Origin of the sequence: Pseudomonas sp. DTU12.3 (assembly GCF_004124275.1) — a bacterium.
Lineage (GTDB): Bacteria > Pseudomonadota > Gammaproteobacteria > Pseudomonadales > Pseudomonadaceae > Aquipseudomonas > Aquipseudomonas helmanticensis.
This window is the reverse complement of record NZ_CP027218.1, coordinates 1,368,595-1,384,610: the sequence shown is the minus strand read 5'-3', so window position 1 is coordinate 1,384,610 and position 16,016 is coordinate 1,368,595. Positions and strand designations below refer to the sequence as shown.

The following is a 16,016-nucleotide window of genomic DNA, read 5'->3' as shown; positions in this document are numbered from 1 at the left end:
TATAAACTCTCCCGACCTATCGAATTCACGGTATGAAGTTATGGAGAGCATTAATCTTGAACAACCTTAGCACCGACGAAATAGTACGATATAGCAAAGTCATTCTGATGGCGCTCATCAGTTTATTTGGCATTCTGGTAATGTTCAGCAACTTCACCGACTACGCTTCAAATTATGAGTATGTCGGCCATGTCCTGAGCATGGACACCAGCCTGAAAAACCCCAACATACGCTATCGGGCAATCACTTCGCCCATGCTGCACCACCGGATCTACTGGCTGGTCATAACGCTGGAAGCGCTCTATACCAGCTTCTGCCTGGTGGGCACTTATCAACTTTACCGAAAGATCAAACAATCGGCAGCGGACTTTCATGAAGCCAAGAAGTACGCAATTATCGGATTGCTGATCGCAATATTCATCTACTACTTCTGCCTGCAAGTCATTGGTGTCGAATGGTTCGACATGGACAACTCGGAAGTATGGAACGCCAAGGACTGGGCAAGGCACATTGTCGACTTTATCTTCCCGCTGATGATTTACATCATTCTGAAGATCGAGCAGTGATCAATCAGCACTCGATCTTTACAGCAATCAGGCTAACTTTCCCTGCCCTGAAAGTTGCACTGGCCGAGGCTTGCGAAAGACCAATACGTTACCCAGCATCACCAGTACCAGACCGGCCAGTGCCGGCGCTGTCCACTGATAACCTTCGGCAAACGCAGAAACGTTCAGTGCCACCACCGGGAACAGCACCGTGCAATACGCCGCGCGTTCCGGGCCCATGCGCCCGACCAGCGTCAGGTAAGCGGTGAAGCCGATGACTGAACCCGGTATCACCAGATACAACAGCGCCCCGACATAACGCGGTGACCAGTCCATGTCGAACGGAATACCTTTGACCAGGCACCACACCGACAACATCGCCGCGCCGTAAGCCATGCCCCAGGCATTGGTAGTCAGCGGCTTGAGGCCGGCCTTCTGTTGCAAGCTCGAAAGCATGTTGCCCGCCGAGAAACACAGCGTGCCGCACAACGCCAGACCGAGGCCGAGCAAGGTTTGCGGGGTAGCCTGATGCCCGACCAGTTCTGGCCAGAACAACATGCCCAGGCCAAACAGGCCAAGCGTACCGCCCATCAGCACATTGCGCGCAATACGCTGACCGAAGAACACCCGCGCGTTCAGCGCATTCCACAGCGTCGCGGTAGAAAACACCACCGCCACCAGGCCACTGGGAATCCACTGACTGGCCGTCAGGAAGCACATGAAATTCACGCAGAACAGGCACACCCCCTGCGCGATGCAGATCAGATGACCGCGCCGGTTCATCGGTTGCAGGCGCCGACTGAGCAGCAGCAACACGAACAGCACCAGCGCAGCGAGGCCGAAGCGATAGACAATCGACACCGGAATCGCCACCACGCCCAGTTGCCATTTCAGAGCAATCCAGGTGGTGCCCCAGATCAGCACGGTCAGCAGATACAACGAAAGATTCATGACGCCCACTCCTGGAAATAATACCGAGCACTCCCTGTGGCGAGGGAGATTGCTCGCGCCGGGCTGCCATGCCGTTTAGTGAGTGCTGTGCACTCAAGCGCGAGCAAGCTCCCTCGCCACAGGTTTGCGTTGGATAGGGATTGAGCGTGATGCACGCGGCGTCGGGGCGCTTGCAGATTCTTGCGCTTTTGTCCGGCGGTGGGCTGGCAGCGCGAAATCTACAGAGTAGGATGCAAGGCGTTGGAGAGAGCCGATCATGTCCGCCATCGATACCCTGCAAGTCTTTCAAGCGCTTAACCGCTCGCCCAATGCACGCCTTGTGCACAGCGCCGAGCTCGGTGACGGCTTGTCTGCGGCCCTGTGGACCAATCACCACGACGCTCAGGAGTACGAAGCGCCGAGCCACCACACACTCTCCTGCTACATCGCCGGTGGCACTGGCACCTTCCGTCGTGGGCAACCGGGGCACAAGGGTGGGCCGGACAAGTTGTGCATTCTGCCGGCGGATCACCAGTCCGGCTGGGTGATCAACGGCGATATTCGCCTCGCGCACCTGTATTTCAGCGCCGAACAATTTGCCCTTGGTTGCGTCACGCTGCTCGATCGCGAGCCACGGGAAATGCAGCTGCGTGAACAGACCTTTCTTGAGGACCCGCAGCAGGCGCAGCGCTTTCGTCAACTGCTGACGCTGAACTGGGATGAACCCGCCGAACGTTTGCTGACCAGCAGTCTTGCCCATGAACTGATCAGCCACACCCTGCTCAGCCAGGTCGGTGCACGTCAGGGTTTGCGCCTGAAGGGCGGACTGGCCGCGCATCAGCGGCGGCAATTGGTGGAATTCATCGACAACCAGATGGCTGAACCGATCAGCCTGGGGCAACTGGCCGGGTTGTGTGCGTTGTCGGAATATCACTTTGCGCGGATGTTTCGTGTGAGCTTCGGGCTGCCACCGCATCAGTACGTGCTGGCGCGGCGCTTGGATCGGGCGCGTGAGTTGTTGCCGGGCACGGTACTGCCATTGGGGGAAATTGCCTTGGCTTGCGGATTTGCCAGTGCGAGCCACTTTACCAATCGGTTCAAGCAGGTGCTGGGCGGTACTCCTGGCGAATATCGGCAGGCGTTTTTGCGTTAGAGCCAACCCCTGTTTCTTTCATTCGGACCTCTTCGCGAGCAAGCCCGCTCCCACATTTGGAATGCAATCCCCTGTGGGAGCCCGCTCCTACATTTGGAATGCAATCCCCTGTGGGAGCGGGCTTGCTCGCGAAGAACGATGACGCGGTTTCGAATCAAAATTCCAGGGTGCTGGACAGCGAGATCTGCCGCGAATCGCCCATCGACACAAAGAACCGGCTCGCCGCCGAGGTGTAGTAGGTGCGATCAAACAGGTTCTTCACGTTGAGCTGGAACTTGACCTTCTGCCCTTCGACTTTGGTGTCGTAAGTGGCAAACGCATCGGCGACGGTGTAGCTCGGCAAGTCAAAATCATTCACTGCGTTACCGGCACGCTCGCCGACGTAACGAGCGCCAGCGCCGACGCGCAACTGATCGCCACCGATTACGCTGCCGAAGTCATACACCGCCGACAATGAGCCGGAATTCTTCGCCACGTTCTGCAAACGCTTGCCTTTGTAGTCCGGGTCCTCGGTGACTTCGGCATCGGTGTAGGCGTAGCTGCCGATCATGCTCCAGTGCTCGCTCAGTTGACCGGTCAGGTCCATTTCCAGACCGCGCGAACGCACTTCGCCGGCGGCGCTGTAAATCGTCGTCGGACCTTCGGCGTTGGCCACCAGCACGTTGCGTTTCTTGATGTCGAACAGTGCGATGTTACCGGTGAGCTGCCCCGGCATATCGAGGCGCGCGCCCAGCTCCCATGACTTGGCTTCTTCCGGCGCAATGCTGCCGTCGAGCACGCTGCTGCTGCCGCTCAACGGCGCGATGGTCGAGTTGGGTTTGAACGATTCGGTGTAGCTGCCGTAGAACGACAGAGCGTCGGTGTAGCGATACACCAGACCGGCGCGCGGCACCCACTTCTGCCCGTTGCTGTCGGTGTTGGCCTTGAACGGCACGCCTTTGCCGGCGTACTGGTCGTATTCCTGAAAGCGTCCGCCGGCGACCAGAATCCACTGGTCGGTGAGGTGAATCGAGTCCTGCATGAACAGCGAATCGCTGCGCAGTTCATCGGTCTGCGCGCTGTCGGCGGCACTGACCGTGGTGCCTTCGACTTCACGGCCATACACCGGGTTGACGTAGCTGAAGGTGCTCAGGCTTTTCTGGCGGATCAGGTCGGCGCGGTAGATCTTGCGGTACTCGTCGTCGACGCCAAACACCAGGTCATGTTGCATGCCCAGTACGTTGACCTTGCCCTCAAGGCTGACGGTGGTGAAGCGGTCGGTGCTGATCGCGCCTTGGGTGCCGTCCATGCTCCGGGTCAGCGTGCCCTTTTTGGTGTCGATGGCGGTGACGCGCACCTGGCTGGCGTCGTAGGTCTCGCGGTTCCAGCTGTAGCCGAAGTGGGCTTTCCAGTCGTCGTTGAGTTCATGATCGGCTTCGAAATGATAGAGATCGGAACGCCCTTCCATGTTGTTGAACGGCTCGTCGAGACGCTCGTTGCGCGAGATGTCCAGCGGATGGTTGGTGCGCGGATCGATCAGCGTGCCACGATCGAACGGCGTAAGAAATTCACGGTGTTCGTAGGCGAACAGCAGCTTGGTGCTTTCGCCATACCAGGCGAGCGACGGCGCGATCAGGGTTTCGCGATGGGTGCCAAAGTTGCGCCAGTAATCTTCATCTTCGTGATCGAGCACCATGCGGTAAGCCAGCCCGGAATCGCCCAGTGCGCCGGTGCTGTCGAAGGTGCCGCCGCTGCCATTCTTGCCGTCGCCGTAGGTCGAGCCGCGCAAGGTCAGCGCGTTGTACTGCGCCAGCTCAGGTTTCTTGCTGACCATGTTGACCACGCCGCCCGGATCCTGAATGCCGTACAGCAACGACGCCGGACCTTTGAGCACTTCGACGCGATCCACCGTGGCGTTCATGCCGCGGCCCTGCACGATCGGCATGCCGTCGCGCATGATCGAGCCGTTGCGGTTGTCGCCGAAACCGCGGGTCATCACCGAATCCTGGGTGCTGCCCAAGGTGTTGCCCTGGGTGATACCGCTGACATTGGCCAGCGCGTCGTCAAGATTACGCGGCGCCTGATCGCGGATGACTTGCGCCGGGATGACGTTGACGGTCTGCGGGACTTCCTGCAACGAGGCCGAGGAGCGCATCACCGAGCTGGTTTCCGGCGGCTGATAACTCATCGACTCGTCGCGCGTCGAGGTGATGGTGGTGGCGCCGAGGTTCAGCGCGCCTTCGGTCGGTTGCGGCTCCAGCGCCAGGGTGTGGCTGTCGATGCGGCGCAAGCTCAGGCCCGAACCGCTGAGCAAGCGTTGCAGCGCTTGTTCGGCGCTCATCTGACCGTTGACTGCCGGAGCGGTGAGGCCGTAAGGCGCCTCATCGGTGTAGACCACGCTTTGCCCGGTGACGCGGCTGAAGTCATTGAGGGCTTGTGGCAGTGGTTTGGCTGCCAGTGCGAAGTTGAACTGTTTTTGCGCCGGGCTGCTGACCGCTTCGGTCGCGAGCGCAACGCTCATCGGCAACAACGCCAATGCCGAAAAACTCAACGCCGATACGCTCAACCACTGTTTGACCGAACCCGATTTTGCCCTGGACTTCATTGCTCAATGACCTGTGTAGAACCGCAGCGGATGCGAATGACTCGCAGTTTCAGTCACTACACGGATGGGGTTCGGGTTTACCTCATCACTATTTGAAAATATTTTTTCGAGATCAAAAGATTGCAGCCTGCGGCAGCTCCTACAGGGAACGCATACCCTGTAGGAGCTGCCGCAGGCTGCGATCTTTTGACTTTGCCTCAGCGCAAAATAATCAGATGCCCCAGCACCTGATGCTGCTCAAACCCCAACACCCCTTGCAGCGAACTCAACACCGCCTGCGGATCCTTGCTCGGGAAACTGCCACTGACCTTGCGCGCCGCCAGCTCATCGCTGAGCAGCACGATCCGCCCCGGGTAATACCGCCGCAGATCTTCGACCACCTCGGCCAGCGTCGACTTGTAGTAAGTCAGCCAGCCCTGCCGCCAGGCCAGTTGCGCCTCGCTGTCCACGGCATGGAGTTTTTGCGCTGCGCCCTGACCGTAAGCGACTTGCTGCCCCGCCGTGAGAATCTGCTGTTCGCCTTGGCGATCCGCCGTGACGCCGACGCGCCCGGACAACACCGTGACCTGCGCACCATGCGGCTGCAGACGCACTTCAAATTGCGTGCCGAGCACTCGCGCCTCACCTTGTTCCGCCGCCACCACAAACGGATCACCGGTGTGCGTCACGCTGAAAAAACCGGCGCCACGGCGCAACTGCACATGTCGCTCGCCATGGCTGAAGTCCACGGCAATCGCGCTGTCGGCATCCAGGGTTACCTGCGATTGATCGGCGAGGGTCACCGTGCGGATCTCACCCGGCGCCGAAACATAATCGGCGCCGAGATCGTCGATCCAGCGCTGTGGCTGCCAGCCCGTACCGAGGCTGACCATCAGCACCAGACACGCCGCCATCGCCAGCGCACCTGACCAGCGCAAAACCTGCGGGCGTCGTGGGCGATCCATTGCATCGAGATAACCCTGCAGCGCCACAGCCTCTTCATCGGCCAGGGTACGCGCCGGGCCTTCGCTCAGCTCCCAGAGCACCTGGGCCTGCGCGTAAGCCTCGGCATGCGCCGGATCCGCGCGCAGCCATTGGCTGAATGTCAGTTGATCGCCAGCACTCGGCCGATCGTGCAGCAGGCTCAGCCAGGCCAATGCGGCCTGTTCCTGAAGAGGCGTCGGACGGATGCAATCGGTGTGCTTCACGGTGCTTTCCCTGGCGGACGTGGCGCGGGGTCGCGCAGGCTGGCCTTGCAGGCTTCGAGGGCGCGCATCATATGTTTTTCCACGGCGCTTTGGGACAGGCCCATGGCTTTGGCGATTTCTGCGTACTTGCGGCCGTGGATGCGATTGAGCAAAAAGATCTGTCGGGTGCGCTCAGGCAACGCACGCAACGCGGCTTCGACATGGCGCAGATCATTGCCGGCTTCGAGCGCGGCTTGCGGTTCACTGCCGTGGCTGTCCGGCTCGTCCGGCTGCCAACCTTCGTTGACCCGCACACGCGTGCCTTCGCTGCGCAAATGATCGATGGCGATGTTGCCGGCGCAACGCAAAAGGTAGGTGCTGAGTTCTTCGACCTGCACCAGCGGCCGTCGCCAGAAGCGCAGAAACAGGTCCTGCACCAGATCCGCCGCAGTCGCCCGGCAACCGACGCGCCGATTCACCAGCGCTTCCATCTGCGAACGCTGCGACAGAAACACCTGAAGAAAATGCGCACGTGCGCCACGCGGCTCGTCGTCGCGCGATTCCGGCGGCAGACCGATCAGCACCTCAGCACTGCGCCCATGCGGCGACCGGGCAAGCCAGCAGGCTGACACCCGCCAACGCCAAGGCCAGACGCGGCCGATAGGGCAGCAACAACACCAGCGCCAGCGCACTGAACATCAGCACGGCAAACCAATCGACCAGGCCGAAACTCCAGCCATTGGCCGCAACCGCTGCCGACAACGACAAGCCCAGCAACAGCCATCCACCCAGATTCAGCCCTTGGCGGCGACGCGCCGAGGGCTTGCTGCCGAGCAATTCATCGTGATGGCGCGGCATCGACAGACACAGTGCGGTAAACCCGGCGTAGCACAGCAACAGCGCCAGCAGCATCAGTGGCTTCCTTGCTCAAGCGTGATTGGCGGCGCCGCTTCACGGCGTGGTTTTTTCGCGCCGACGGTGCTGGCGGCGCGACGCATTTTCCAGGCAGCCCAGGCGAGGAACAGGCCCGCGCCCAGACACGTCAGGTCGAAACCGGCCAAGGCCCAGTCACCCTGCGCCACACTAGTTACGAGGTTCCACGGCGTTGTCAGCGCATTGATCAACGGCACCGCGCTAAACAACAGCGCCCCCAGCGCAAGCTGTTCGATCCACGCCGCGCGCCCTTTGCGCAACGAGGCGTGCACCACGCTCAGGCCCCAAGCGATAAAGAACCCGTTCACTTCCCAATCCGCTCGCCCGCTCAGGCTCAATGGCAGCAGCCGATTGGCGAGGAAAAACACCGCCACTGCCGAAACCAGACCGGCCATGCCGGCAATGTTCAGCACCTCGACCAGGCGCAATTCGAACGGCATCACGCCGCTCTTGGCGTGTTTGAGTTGACGCTTGCCGAGCCAGATCACCAGCCCGGTGCCGATCATCGCCGTACCGGCCAGACCGCAGAGGAAATACAGCCAGCGCAAAACCGGACCGGCGAAGTGGCCAATGTGCAAACCGTAGAAACCACCGGCAATGGTCATCGGCACGGGTTTGTCCGGGGTCGCGCCGAGCTGCTCGCCGGTGATGGCGTTGAAGGTCACATCGCTGCCGTATTCGTAGGCAATCTTGTCGGAAGTGGCACGCGACATTTGCACAGAGGCATTGGCGTCGCCGGGATTGTTCACCGTCACGCGTTTGATATGCCCACCCGCCCAATGCTCGCTCGCCCGTGTCAAAAACGCTGTCAGCGGGGGTAATGTCAGCGCTTGTCCGGCGCGTTCGGGAATCGCCGTTTCTGGAAAAACCTCATCGTAAAACGCATCGATGTTGCTGCCGTACGACGCCACGATGCTCGCCGGCATGACCATCGACATGAAAATCACCAGGCTGCTGTAGGTGATCATCAAGTGAAACGGCAGCACCAGCACCCCCACGGCGTTGTGCCCGTCGAGCCACGAGCGCTGGCCTTTGCGCGGGCGGAAGGTGAAGAAGTCCTTGAAGATTTTCTTGTGGGTGATGATCCCGGTGATCAGCGCGACAAACATCAGCATCGCCGCACTGGTCGCCAGCCAGCGCCCCCACGGATAGGGCATTTGCAGCTGGAAGTGGAAACGATAGAAGAACTCGCCGCCCATGGTGTCGCGGCCCTGCACTTCGGCGCCGGTTTGGGCGTCGAGCGTTGTCGATTCGAAGCGCCCGCGCTCACCGGGTTTGCCCGGTTCCTGCTGCCAGCGCACCGTCAGCGCAGGGTCGCGGGCATCGGGCAAGTCGATCAGCCAGCGCGAGGCGCCGGCCGCATGTTGTTGCAGATAATCCTGCGCCAGCGTCAGGCTCGCCTGTGCATTGATTGGCCGCGCGGGGATCTCCGGCTGCATCCAGTGGCTGGTTTCATCTTTGAAATACGCCAGGGTCCCGGTCAGGAAAATCGCGAACAGCAGCCAGCCGAAGACCAGGCCGGTCCACGTGTGCAGCCAGGCCATCGCCTGGCGAAAACCCTCTTTCATGCAAAACCCAACCCGCGTGCAGCGCCGGAAACGGTCGCCAGAATCACGCTCGGCACCAGCAAGCCAACCCACGCCGACCACGCCGTGCGGCAGGCGAAGCACCACAGCACCGCCACCAGATAGACCAGAAAGGAAATGGTCATGCCGGTCACCACGGCTTCGGCGCGGCTCAGTGGCAGCCACATTGTCAGGGTGACGCTGGCCAGCGCCGCGACCAGATAGCCGCCAAACACTGCCGCCAGCACCCGCGAGGTGACGGCCAGACGATAGGACATGGGAAGTGTCGCGAGTTTGCCTTTCATGTTTCGACCCTGAAACGGAATCGTCCGGCCGACAAGCCGAACCAACAGACGAGCAATATTAATGATAAATATTCTCATACGCAAAAGCATCTGATTGCCGGCGAGGATCATCGCCGCCTACAATGCGAACAGTTCTTGTTCTCTAACGCATGCTCTTTACCCGCTAAAGAAAGCGCCCGGAGTAATACCGTTGCCGTCCGCCCATCCCGTCGAAGCGCTTTATCAAGCCCACCACAGCTGGCTCACCGGCTGGCTGCGGCGCAAACTCGGCTGCCCGCACAGCGCGGCGGATCTGGCGCAGGACACCTTCATCAAAGTGCTGACGGCCCGCGAAGCGCCGTTGATCATCGAGCCGCGGGCGTTCCTCACGACGTTGGCCAAACGCGTGTTGTTCAACCATTACCGCCGCCAGGACCTCGAACGCGCTTACCTCGATACCCTCGCGCAGATGCCGGAAATGCTCGCGCCGTCCGAAGAAGACAAAGCGATCATCCTGCAAACCCTGATGGAGCTGGATCAATTGCTCGACGGCTTGCCGCGTCAGGTCAAACGCGCGTTTCTGCTGGCACAGATCGATGGCCTGACCTATCCACAGATCGCCGCCGAAATCGGCATCTCCGTGGCCACGGTCAAACGTCATCTGAACAAAGCGGCAATGCGCTGCTATTTCGCGCTATGAACCGCGCGCCGGATTTCTGCGCACAAGTCGCCGAGCAGGCGGTGCATTGGCTGATGGAAATGCAGCAAGGCGCGCTCAATCCGCGTCAGCAACACGCCTGGCAACAATGGCTGGATGCGCACAGCGAACATCGTCGGGCGTGGGAACACATTCAACGGGTCAACCAGCGTTTGCGCGGTGTGTCTTCGCCGCTGGCGCATGCGGCGCTGAACGGGCCGAAGTCCGCCAGCCGCCGCCAGGCACTCAAGCTGCTGCTGATTCTCGGGGCCGGCAGCGCGGCGACCTGGGGCATGCGCGAGCACAATCCACTGCCGTCGTTGCTCGCCGATTACCGCAGCCCGATCGGTCAGCGGCGCAAAGTGGCCTTGGGCGCGGGCAATCAGTTGCAACTGAACACCGCCAGTGCGGCGGATGTACGTGTCGATCAGGGTTTGATCCGTTTGCTCGAAGGCGAAATTCTTCTGACTGCCTCGCAAGCATTCGAAGTACGTACCGCACAAGGCCTGCTGAAAACCCAAGGCGCCCGTCTCAATGTGCGTCAGTTTGCTGATCGCACGCAGGTTGCGCTGTTTGAAGGCCGGGTCGAACTGAGCATTGCCGGTCGCACGCCGATGCTGCTGCCGGTCGCTCGTCAATTGAGCTTCAGCACCACCTCGGTCAGCGCAGCCAGTCCTCTGGACGCCAACAGCGGCTCCTGGGCCGACGGCATGCTGGTGGCGGCGCATATGCGTCTGGGCGACTTCCTTGATGAGCTTGGCCGCTATCGTCGCGGGCAGCTCAAGTGCGACAGCAAAGTTGCCGACCTGTTGATCTCCGGGACGTATCCGCTGGACGACAGCGAGCGGATTCTCGATCTGCTGGAAATCAGTTTGCCGGTCAAGGTGAAGCGGCTTACCCGTTATTGGGTGACCGTTGAGGCGCGGGTTTAAGGAGCAAGATCAAAGGATCACAGCCTTCGGCAGCTCCTACAGGAGATATGCATTCCAAATGTCGGAGCTGCCGCAGGCTGCGATCTTTTGGTCCTGAAAAATAAATGAGCCGTTTTTCAGATCTGGCGTGACAGAGAAGGAAAGCCCCCTTGATTCAACCTTCTCAGGATCCGACATGCACCCCACCCGCCTCACGCCGCTGGCCCGCAGCCTGCGCAATCTTGTCCTCGGCGCCAGCCTGAGTTTCAGCGCCCTGCCCGTCGCACTGGCCGCCGACGCCAAGGCTTATCACATCGCGCCAGCGTCGCTGGAAAATGCCCTCAACCAGTTTGGCCGGGAAGCGGGCGTGCTGATTTCTTTTGGCTCGCAAGTCACCAGCGGTGTGCAAAGCCGTGGCCTGGAAGGCAGCTACACGCCCGAGCAGGGCTTGAATGCATTGCTCGAAGGCACCGGCCTGCAAGCACGCGCCGAGGGCAATAACGCTTTCAGCCTGCAATCGGCGGGCGATGCCGCACTGGAGCTGGACACCTCGAAAGTCGTCGGTGACTGGCTCGGCGACGCGGCGCAGATCAATGTCTTCGAACATCCCGGTGCCCGTGACGTGATCCGCCGCGAAGAATTCGAACGCCAGGGCGCGACCCAGGCCCGCGATGTGCTCAACCGCATCCCCGGGGTCAACGCGCCGGAAAACAACGGCACCGGTAGCCACGACATGGCGCTGAACTTCGGCATTCGTGGTTTGAACCCGCGTCTGGCTGCACGCTCGACGGTATTGATGGACGGCATCCCGGTGCCGTTCGCACCGTATGGTCAGCCGCAGTTGTCATTCGCGCCGATCAGCATGGGCAACATGGACGCCGTCGACGTCGTACGCGGTGGCGGCGCGGTGCGCTACGGCCCGCAGAACGTCGGCGGTGTGGTCAACTTCGTGACCCGGGCGATTCCTGACGAACCAACGGTCAAGGGCGGCTTCCAGACCGAAACCAGCCCATCGTCGAGCCATGACGGCTTCAAGACCAGCGCCAACCTGTTGGCCGGCGGCACCAATGCCAACGGTCTCGGCGGCGCCCTGCTTTACTCCGGCACGCGTGGCGGTGACTGGCGTGAACACAGCGACACCGAGATCGACGACCTGATCGTCAAGGGCAAATATCAGCTCGACGAAGCCAACAGCTTCAACGCCATGGCCCAGTATTACGAGGGCAAGGCCGACATGCCCGGTGGCCTCAACGTCGCCGATTACGATGCCGATCCGTATCAGTCAACGCGCCCGAAAGATCAGTTCTGGGGTCGCCGGACGATGTTCAACTTCGGCTATCGCTATCAGGAAGATCGCCGCGAATTCACCGCCAACACCTTTTTCACCAAGACCCTGCGCAGCGGATATCTCGATCAGGGCACCTTCCTTTCGCTGTCGCCGCGCGAGTATTGGGTGCGCGGTCTGGAAACCCGTTTCGCCCAAGGCTTCGACCTCGGCCCGACCAGCCATGAAGTCGGCGTCGGCTACCGCTACATCAACGAGGCCGGCCACGAACTGCGTTATCGCACGCCGATCAACAGCAACGAATACCCGACCACCAACAGCCGCAACGACCGCGACACCCGTGGCGGCACCGAGGCCAATGCGTTCTTCGTCGACGACCGCATCGACATCGGCAAATGGACGATCACCCCGGGCGTGCGCTACGAGATGATCGACTCGCAGCAGACCAACAACCTCACCGACGTCAAATACAAAGGTGACTACAACACCGCGCTGCCGGCGTTGAACGTGCTCTACCACCTGACCGACAGCTGGAATTTGTACGCCAACACCGAAGGCTCGTTCGGCAGCGTGCAGTACAGCCAGATGCCCAACCGGGTGAGCAGCGGCGAAGTGAAACCGGAGAAGGCCCGCACCTGGGAACTCGGCACGCGTTATGACAACGGCGCGTTGCGCGCGGAGATCGGCGCGTTCCTGATCAACTTCGACAACCAGTACGAAAGCAATCAGACCAACGATTCGGTGATCGCCCGTGGCGAAACCCGCCATCAGGGCATCGAGACCAGCGTCAACTATGCGCTGGATGACTTGAGCCCGGCGCTGGCCGGTTTTGATGTCTACGCCACTTACGCGTACGTCGATGCGAGCATTCGCGAAGACGGCCCGAACAAAGGCAACCGCGTACCGTTCTCGTCGAAGCACAAAGGCACGGTTGGCGTGGGTTACACCGAAGGGCCATGGAAACTCAATCTGGACAGCAGCTTCCAGAGCGAGCAGTTCGCCGACAACGCCAACACCACGAAAGAAAGCGCCGATGGCAGCACCGGCAAGATCCCCGGTTACATGCTGTTCAGCAGCCGCGCCGGTTATGACTTCGGCCCGCAATTGTCGGATCTGAATGTGGCGGTGGGCGTGAAGAACATCTTCAACACGCAGTACTTCACACGCTCGTTTGATGACAACAACAAGGGCAAGTATGTCGGTGAACCGCGCACGGTTTATGTGCAGACATCGGTAGCGTTCTGAGGATTAAAAAGCCCCTCACCCTAACCCTCTCCCGGAGGGAGAGGGGACTGATTGGGGGATGCTCATGATCTCCGTAGACCTGAACGTGCAGTGCGCAATCCATAATCGTTTGAACCTGAAGCTGCTTTGCCGAATACATAATCGACTAGACGTGTAGCTGCTTTGCCGAATACATAATGGATACGGTTTTTCAGGTCGATGTACCCCGCAAGACACCTCGGTCGGCCCCCTCTCCCTACGGGAGAGGGCTGGGGTGAGGGTCAGCAGGTCATGGTCTACAGTAAAACTTCAAATCAACTTCACAAGGATCGTGAAGCATGCAAAATCGCCCCACCCTCGCCCAATTCGCCCGCCAGTTACGCGTTCAGCAAACCGACTGTGAATACCTGCTCTGGCAAAAGCTTCGCGCCCGCCAGATCGCCAATCTGAAATTTCGTCGGCAGTTTCCCTGTCCGCCCTACGTGCTGGATTTCTACTGTGCCGAGCTGAAATTGGCGATTGAACTGGATGGTGGTCAGCACTATGAAGCGTCGGGATTGATATACGACCAGCGCCGAACAAATCACCTGTATCAGCAAGGCATTCAGGTCTTCCGTTTCAGCAATCTGGAAATACTTCAGCAGATGGATGACGTACTGGAGCAGATCATACAAATTGCGGCAACTCGAAGGCTGCCCTCACCCTAACCCTCTCCCACAGGGAGAGGGAACTGATTGCGGGATGCTTGAGAAATACATCGACCTGAAAGTGCCTTACCGAATCCATAATCGACTCGGTCTTCCGACCTGATTCTGCCTTACCGAATCCATAATCGACTCGGTCTTCCGACCTGATTATGCCTTACCGAATCCATAATCGACCCGGTCTTTCAGGTCGATGTACCTCGCAATACGACTTGGTCGGCCCCCTCTCACGCAGGGAGAGGGCTGGGGTGAGGGGCAGCCCATTCATGCTCTGCGCAATAACCGCCACAGAAACAAAAACGGGCCTGCATTCGCAGGCCCGTTCTCATTGGGTGAATTAAATAATCAGCGCATCAACTGTTGATAGCTGCCTGCTCATTCTCATCAAACTCTTCAGCGAGCAGCTTGTCGTTGGCTTTGCCCGTGAATGGCACCACAGCGGCGCGTGGTTTACCTCGCAGTTTGCCGAACAGATGCTCCAGCGCGTGCTCGAGTTTTTCGGCTGCGCCATCGATTGCCTGTTCCAGCGAATCGGCTTTATGGGTGACGGAAATCGGTTGATGGCCTTTTGGCCGCGCTTCCAGCTGGCAGCGCATGTCATGGGGACCTGGTTTCTCGCCGTTCTCGTCGCTCAGGTGGACTTCGACACGGGTCAGGTCTTCTTCATAACGGTCGAGCGTGCTCTCAATGGTTGTACGTACCCACTCCTCCAGTCGTTTACTGCCTTGAACATGGTTATCGCTGTTGACTTGGATTTGCATAGTTCCATCCCTTATTTCAGCTAGCTCGTGAGAGGCCTTGAGTTGAATTTCCTGACCTCCTGGTTACAACAATCGGCCCGACCGGCGAACATTTCAACCCCTGGAAAAAGATAAATATTCATTCGCAAAAAAAGTCGGACAACCGAGCAAAGCGCTGGTAAGGTCGGGAGTTGGGTCGCCTCGCAACCCGGCAAAATCTGCTCACAATTGCCCGTCATTCAACGGGTGCAAACCGCGAAAAATCCCCGCCTCTTCGACCAGCCAATCATGCACCGCACGCACGCCCGGATGGCTCAACGCCCCTGGTGCGTACAGCAACACGTAACGTTTATGGTTGGGCACCGACAGGCCGAACGGCACGATCAGGGTGCCGCGCTCCAGCTCATCGTTGAGCAACGTGCGCCGGGCAATCGCCACGCCCATCCCGGCAATCGCCGCTTCGATGGTCAGGTGATTGCGGTTGAAGGTGTGCCCGCGCCGTACGTCGGCGCCTTCAAAGCCGATCGCATGCAAATAAAACTCCCACTCGGCATATTCGTAACTGCCACGCCAGGCGGTGATGTCGTGCAGCAACGGAAAATGCACCAGGTCCGCCGGGCCATGCAGCGGTGGCCGCCCGCGCAACAGGCTTGGCGCGCACACCGGGAAAATCTGCTCGTCGAGCAAGGCTGTGGATAACAATCCCGGGTAACTGCCGTCGTTCAGATCGATCGCCAGATCAAAGTCGCCCTCGTGCAACGGCACGCTGCTGTCCTCGGCGACCAGGCGCAACTGAATGTCCGGATAACGCTGTTGCAGGCGTGGCAAGCGCGGCGTCAGCCATTTGCTGAGGAACGATGGAATCGAGCGCACGCGCAAAATCCCGCTGATCATTCCCGCATCGAGGCGACGCAACTCAGCGTCGATGCTGCCGTAGGCCTCATTCACCGTGATCGCCAGCCGCTGGCCTTCTGCGCTCAGTTCAACGCCACGGGCACGCCGATGAAACAGGCGAAAACCGAGGCGCTCTTCCAGTTGGCGGATCTGCTGGCTGACCGCTCCGGGAGTGATGTGCAGCTCTTCTGCACAACGGGTGAATGACAGGTGCCGCGCGGCACAGGAAAACACCTGCAGCCAGACGTAAGTCTGGGCATGCAATTGACGACTCATCGTTTAGTCCTGCTAAAGGCTTACTTAGAAAGTTTCGTTAGTCACGTAGGACCGAGGTAGGCAGTATCGCCGACATTGCGCTTGTCCTACAAAAAATGGCAGCGATTCCTACTCCATTGCTTGTA

The 16,016-nt window shown here is 59.8% G+C and carries 15 protein-coding genes; 6 read left to right on the top strand and 9 right to left on the bottom strand.

Annotated features, from left to right (window positions below):
• Window positions 1-56 precede the first annotated feature (56 nt).
• The gene (locus tag C2E19_RS06165) at window positions 57-566 is read left to right on the top strand and encodes a DUF2165 family protein (protein WP_129389371.1); all 510 of its coding nucleotides are present in this window, start codon (window positions 57-59) and stop codon (window positions 564-566) included.
• A gap of 27 nt (window positions 567-593) precedes the next feature.
• On the opposite strand, the gene C2E19_RS06160 is transcribed toward C2E19_RS06165, so the two are convergent.
• A complete protein-coding gene (locus C2E19_RS06160) occupies window positions 594-1,496 on the bottom strand; it encodes a DMT family transporter (RefSeq protein ID WP_129389368.1) in 903 nt (300 codons plus the stop codon).
• A gap of 256 nt (window positions 1,497-1,752) precedes the next feature.
• Here C2E19_RS06160 and C2E19_RS06155 point away from each other — a divergent pair, with 256 nt between their 5' ends.
• Complete coding sequence (locus C2E19_RS06155; protein ID WP_129389365.1) at window positions 1,753-2,628, top strand: AraC family transcriptional regulator; 876 nt, start codon at window positions 1,753-1,755, stop codon at window positions 2,626-2,628.
• A 154-nt stretch (window positions 2,629-2,782) separates the two neighbouring features.
• Here the strand turns inward: C2E19_RS06155 and C2E19_RS06150 are convergent, their stop codons facing one another.
• From C2E19_RS06150 to C2E19_RS06125, 6 genes are all read right to left on the bottom strand, one after another.
• Window positions 2,783-5,212, bottom strand: coding sequence for a TonB-dependent receptor (locus tag C2E19_RS06150; protein WP_129389362.1), 2,430 nt, complete (start codon window positions 5,210-5,212; stop codon window positions 2,783-2,785).
• A gap of 197 nt (window positions 5,213-5,409) precedes the next feature.
• A complete protein-coding gene (locus C2E19_RS06145; RefSeq protein ID WP_129389359.1) occupies window positions 5,410-6,399 on the bottom strand; it encodes a FecR family protein in 990 nt (329 codons plus the stop codon).
• Window positions 6,396-6,962 (bottom strand): RNA polymerase sigma factor, encoded by a 567-nt coding sequence (locus C2E19_RS06140; RefSeq protein ID WP_129389356.1) that lies wholly within the window; start codon window positions 6,960-6,962, stop codon window positions 6,396-6,398. The genes C2E19_RS06145 and C2E19_RS06140 overlap by 4 nt, the downstream gene beginning before the upstream one ends.
• Before the next feature lies 1 nt (window position 6,963).
• Entirely contained in the window at window positions 6,964-7,290 is a 327-nt protein-coding gene (locus C2E19_RS06135; RefSeq protein WP_129389353.1) for a DUF3325 domain-containing protein, read from the bottom strand.
• On the bottom strand, window positions 7,290-8,879 hold the full coding sequence (locus tag C2E19_RS06130) for a PepSY domain-containing protein (protein WP_129389350.1): 1,590 nt from the start codon (window positions 8,877-8,879) through the stop codon (window positions 7,290-7,292). The genes C2E19_RS06135 and C2E19_RS06130 overlap by 1 nt, the downstream gene beginning before the upstream one ends.
• Window positions 8,876-9,181: a DUF3649 domain-containing protein gene (locus C2E19_RS06125; protein WP_129389346.1), complete on the bottom strand. Its 306-nt coding sequence runs from the start codon at window positions 9,179-9,181 to the stop codon at window positions 8,876-8,878. Before C2E19_RS06125 ends, C2E19_RS06130 begins: the two co-directional genes overlap by 4 nt.
• Before the next feature lie 190 nt (window positions 9,182-9,371).
• Between C2E19_RS06125 and C2E19_RS06120 the strand changes: the two genes are divergently transcribed.
• The 4 genes from C2E19_RS06120 (at window position 9,372) to C2E19_RS06105 (ending at window position 13,984) form a co-directional block, all read left to right on the top strand.
• Window positions 9,372-9,860 carry a sigma-70 family RNA polymerase sigma factor gene (locus C2E19_RS06120; RefSeq protein WP_129389343.1) on the top strand — a complete coding sequence of 163 codons (489 nt, stop codon included), beginning with the start codon at window positions 9,372-9,374 and terminating at the stop codon, window positions 9,858-9,860.
• The gene (locus C2E19_RS06115) at window positions 9,857-10,789 is read left to right on the top strand and encodes a DUF4880 domain-containing protein (RefSeq protein ID WP_129389341.1); all 933 of its coding nucleotides are present in this window, start codon (window positions 9,857-9,859) and stop codon (window positions 10,787-10,789) included. Before C2E19_RS06120 ends, C2E19_RS06115 begins: the two co-directional genes overlap by 4 nt.
• Before the next feature lie 175 nt (window positions 10,790-10,964).
• On the top strand, window positions 10,965-13,298 hold the full coding sequence (fecA, locus tag C2E19_RS06110; protein WP_129389338.1) for a TonB-dependent Fe(3+) dicitrate receptor FecA: 2,334 nt from the start codon (window positions 10,965-10,967) through the stop codon (window positions 13,296-13,298).
• Window positions 13,299-13,615: 317 nt separating this feature from the next.
• Window positions 13,616-13,984, top strand: coding sequence for an endonuclease domain-containing protein (locus C2E19_RS06105; protein WP_129389335.1), 369 nt, complete (start codon window positions 13,616-13,618; stop codon window positions 13,982-13,984).
• Between the two features lie 350 nt (window positions 13,985-14,334).
• Here C2E19_RS06105 and C2E19_RS06100 read toward each other — a convergent pair whose 3' ends face one another.
• Together C2E19_RS06100 and C2E19_RS06095 are read right to left on the bottom strand one after the other, a co-directional pair.
• A complete protein-coding gene (locus C2E19_RS06100) occupies window positions 14,335-14,742 on the bottom strand; it encodes an HPF/RaiA family ribosome-associated protein (protein ID WP_129389333.1) in 408 nt (135 codons plus the stop codon).
• A gap of 201 nt (window positions 14,743-14,943) precedes the next feature.
• Window positions 14,944-15,891, bottom strand: coding sequence for a LysR substrate-binding domain-containing protein (locus C2E19_RS06095; protein WP_129389330.1), 948 nt, complete (start codon window positions 15,889-15,891; stop codon window positions 14,944-14,946).
• Between the last annotated feature and the right edge of the window lie 125 nt (window positions 15,892-16,016).

Bases quoted from the DNA above. Each gene is read 5' to 3' on its own strand.
- C2E19_RS06160 (WP_129389368.1), bottom strand. From the start codon at position 1,496: ATGAATCTTTCGTTGTATCTGCTGACCGTGCTGATCTGGGGCACCACC.
- C2E19_RS06155 (WP_129389365.1), top strand. From the start codon at position 1,753: ATGTCCGCCATCGATACCCTGCAAGTCTTTCAAGCGCTTAACCGCTCG.
- C2E19_RS06150 (WP_129389362.1), bottom strand. From the start codon at position 5,212: ATGAAGTCCAGGGCAAAATCGGGTTCGGTCAAACAGTGGTTGAGCGTA.
- C2E19_RS06135 (WP_129389353.1), bottom strand. From the start codon at position 7,290: ATGCTGCTGGCGCTGTTGCTGTGCTACGCCGGGTTTACCGCACTGTGT.
- C2E19_RS06130 (WP_129389350.1), bottom strand. From the start codon at position 8,879: ATGAAAGAGGGTTTTCGCCAGGCGATGGCCTGGCTGCACACGTGGACC.
- C2E19_RS06125 (WP_129389346.1), bottom strand. From the start codon at position 9,181: ATGAAAGGCAAACTCGCGACACTTCCCATGTCCTATCGTCTGGCCGTC.
- C2E19_RS06115 (WP_129389341.1), top strand. From the start codon at position 9,857: ATGAACCGCGCGCCGGATTTCTGCGCACAAGTCGCCGAGCAGGCGGTG.
- fecA (WP_129389338.1), top strand. From the start codon at position 10,965: ATGCACCCCACCCGCCTCACGCCGCTGGCCCGCAGCCTGCGCAATCTT.
- C2E19_RS06105 (WP_129389335.1), top strand. From the start codon at position 13,616: ATGCAAAATCGCCCCACCCTCGCCCAATTCGCCCGCCAGTTACGCGTT.
- C2E19_RS06100 (WP_129389333.1), bottom strand. From the start codon at position 14,742: ATGCAAATCCAAGTCAACAGCGATAACCATGTTCAAGGCAGTAAACGA.
- C2E19_RS06095 (WP_129389330.1), bottom strand. From the start codon at position 15,891: ATGAGTCGTCAATTGCATGCCCAGACTTACGTCTGGCTGCAGGTGTTT.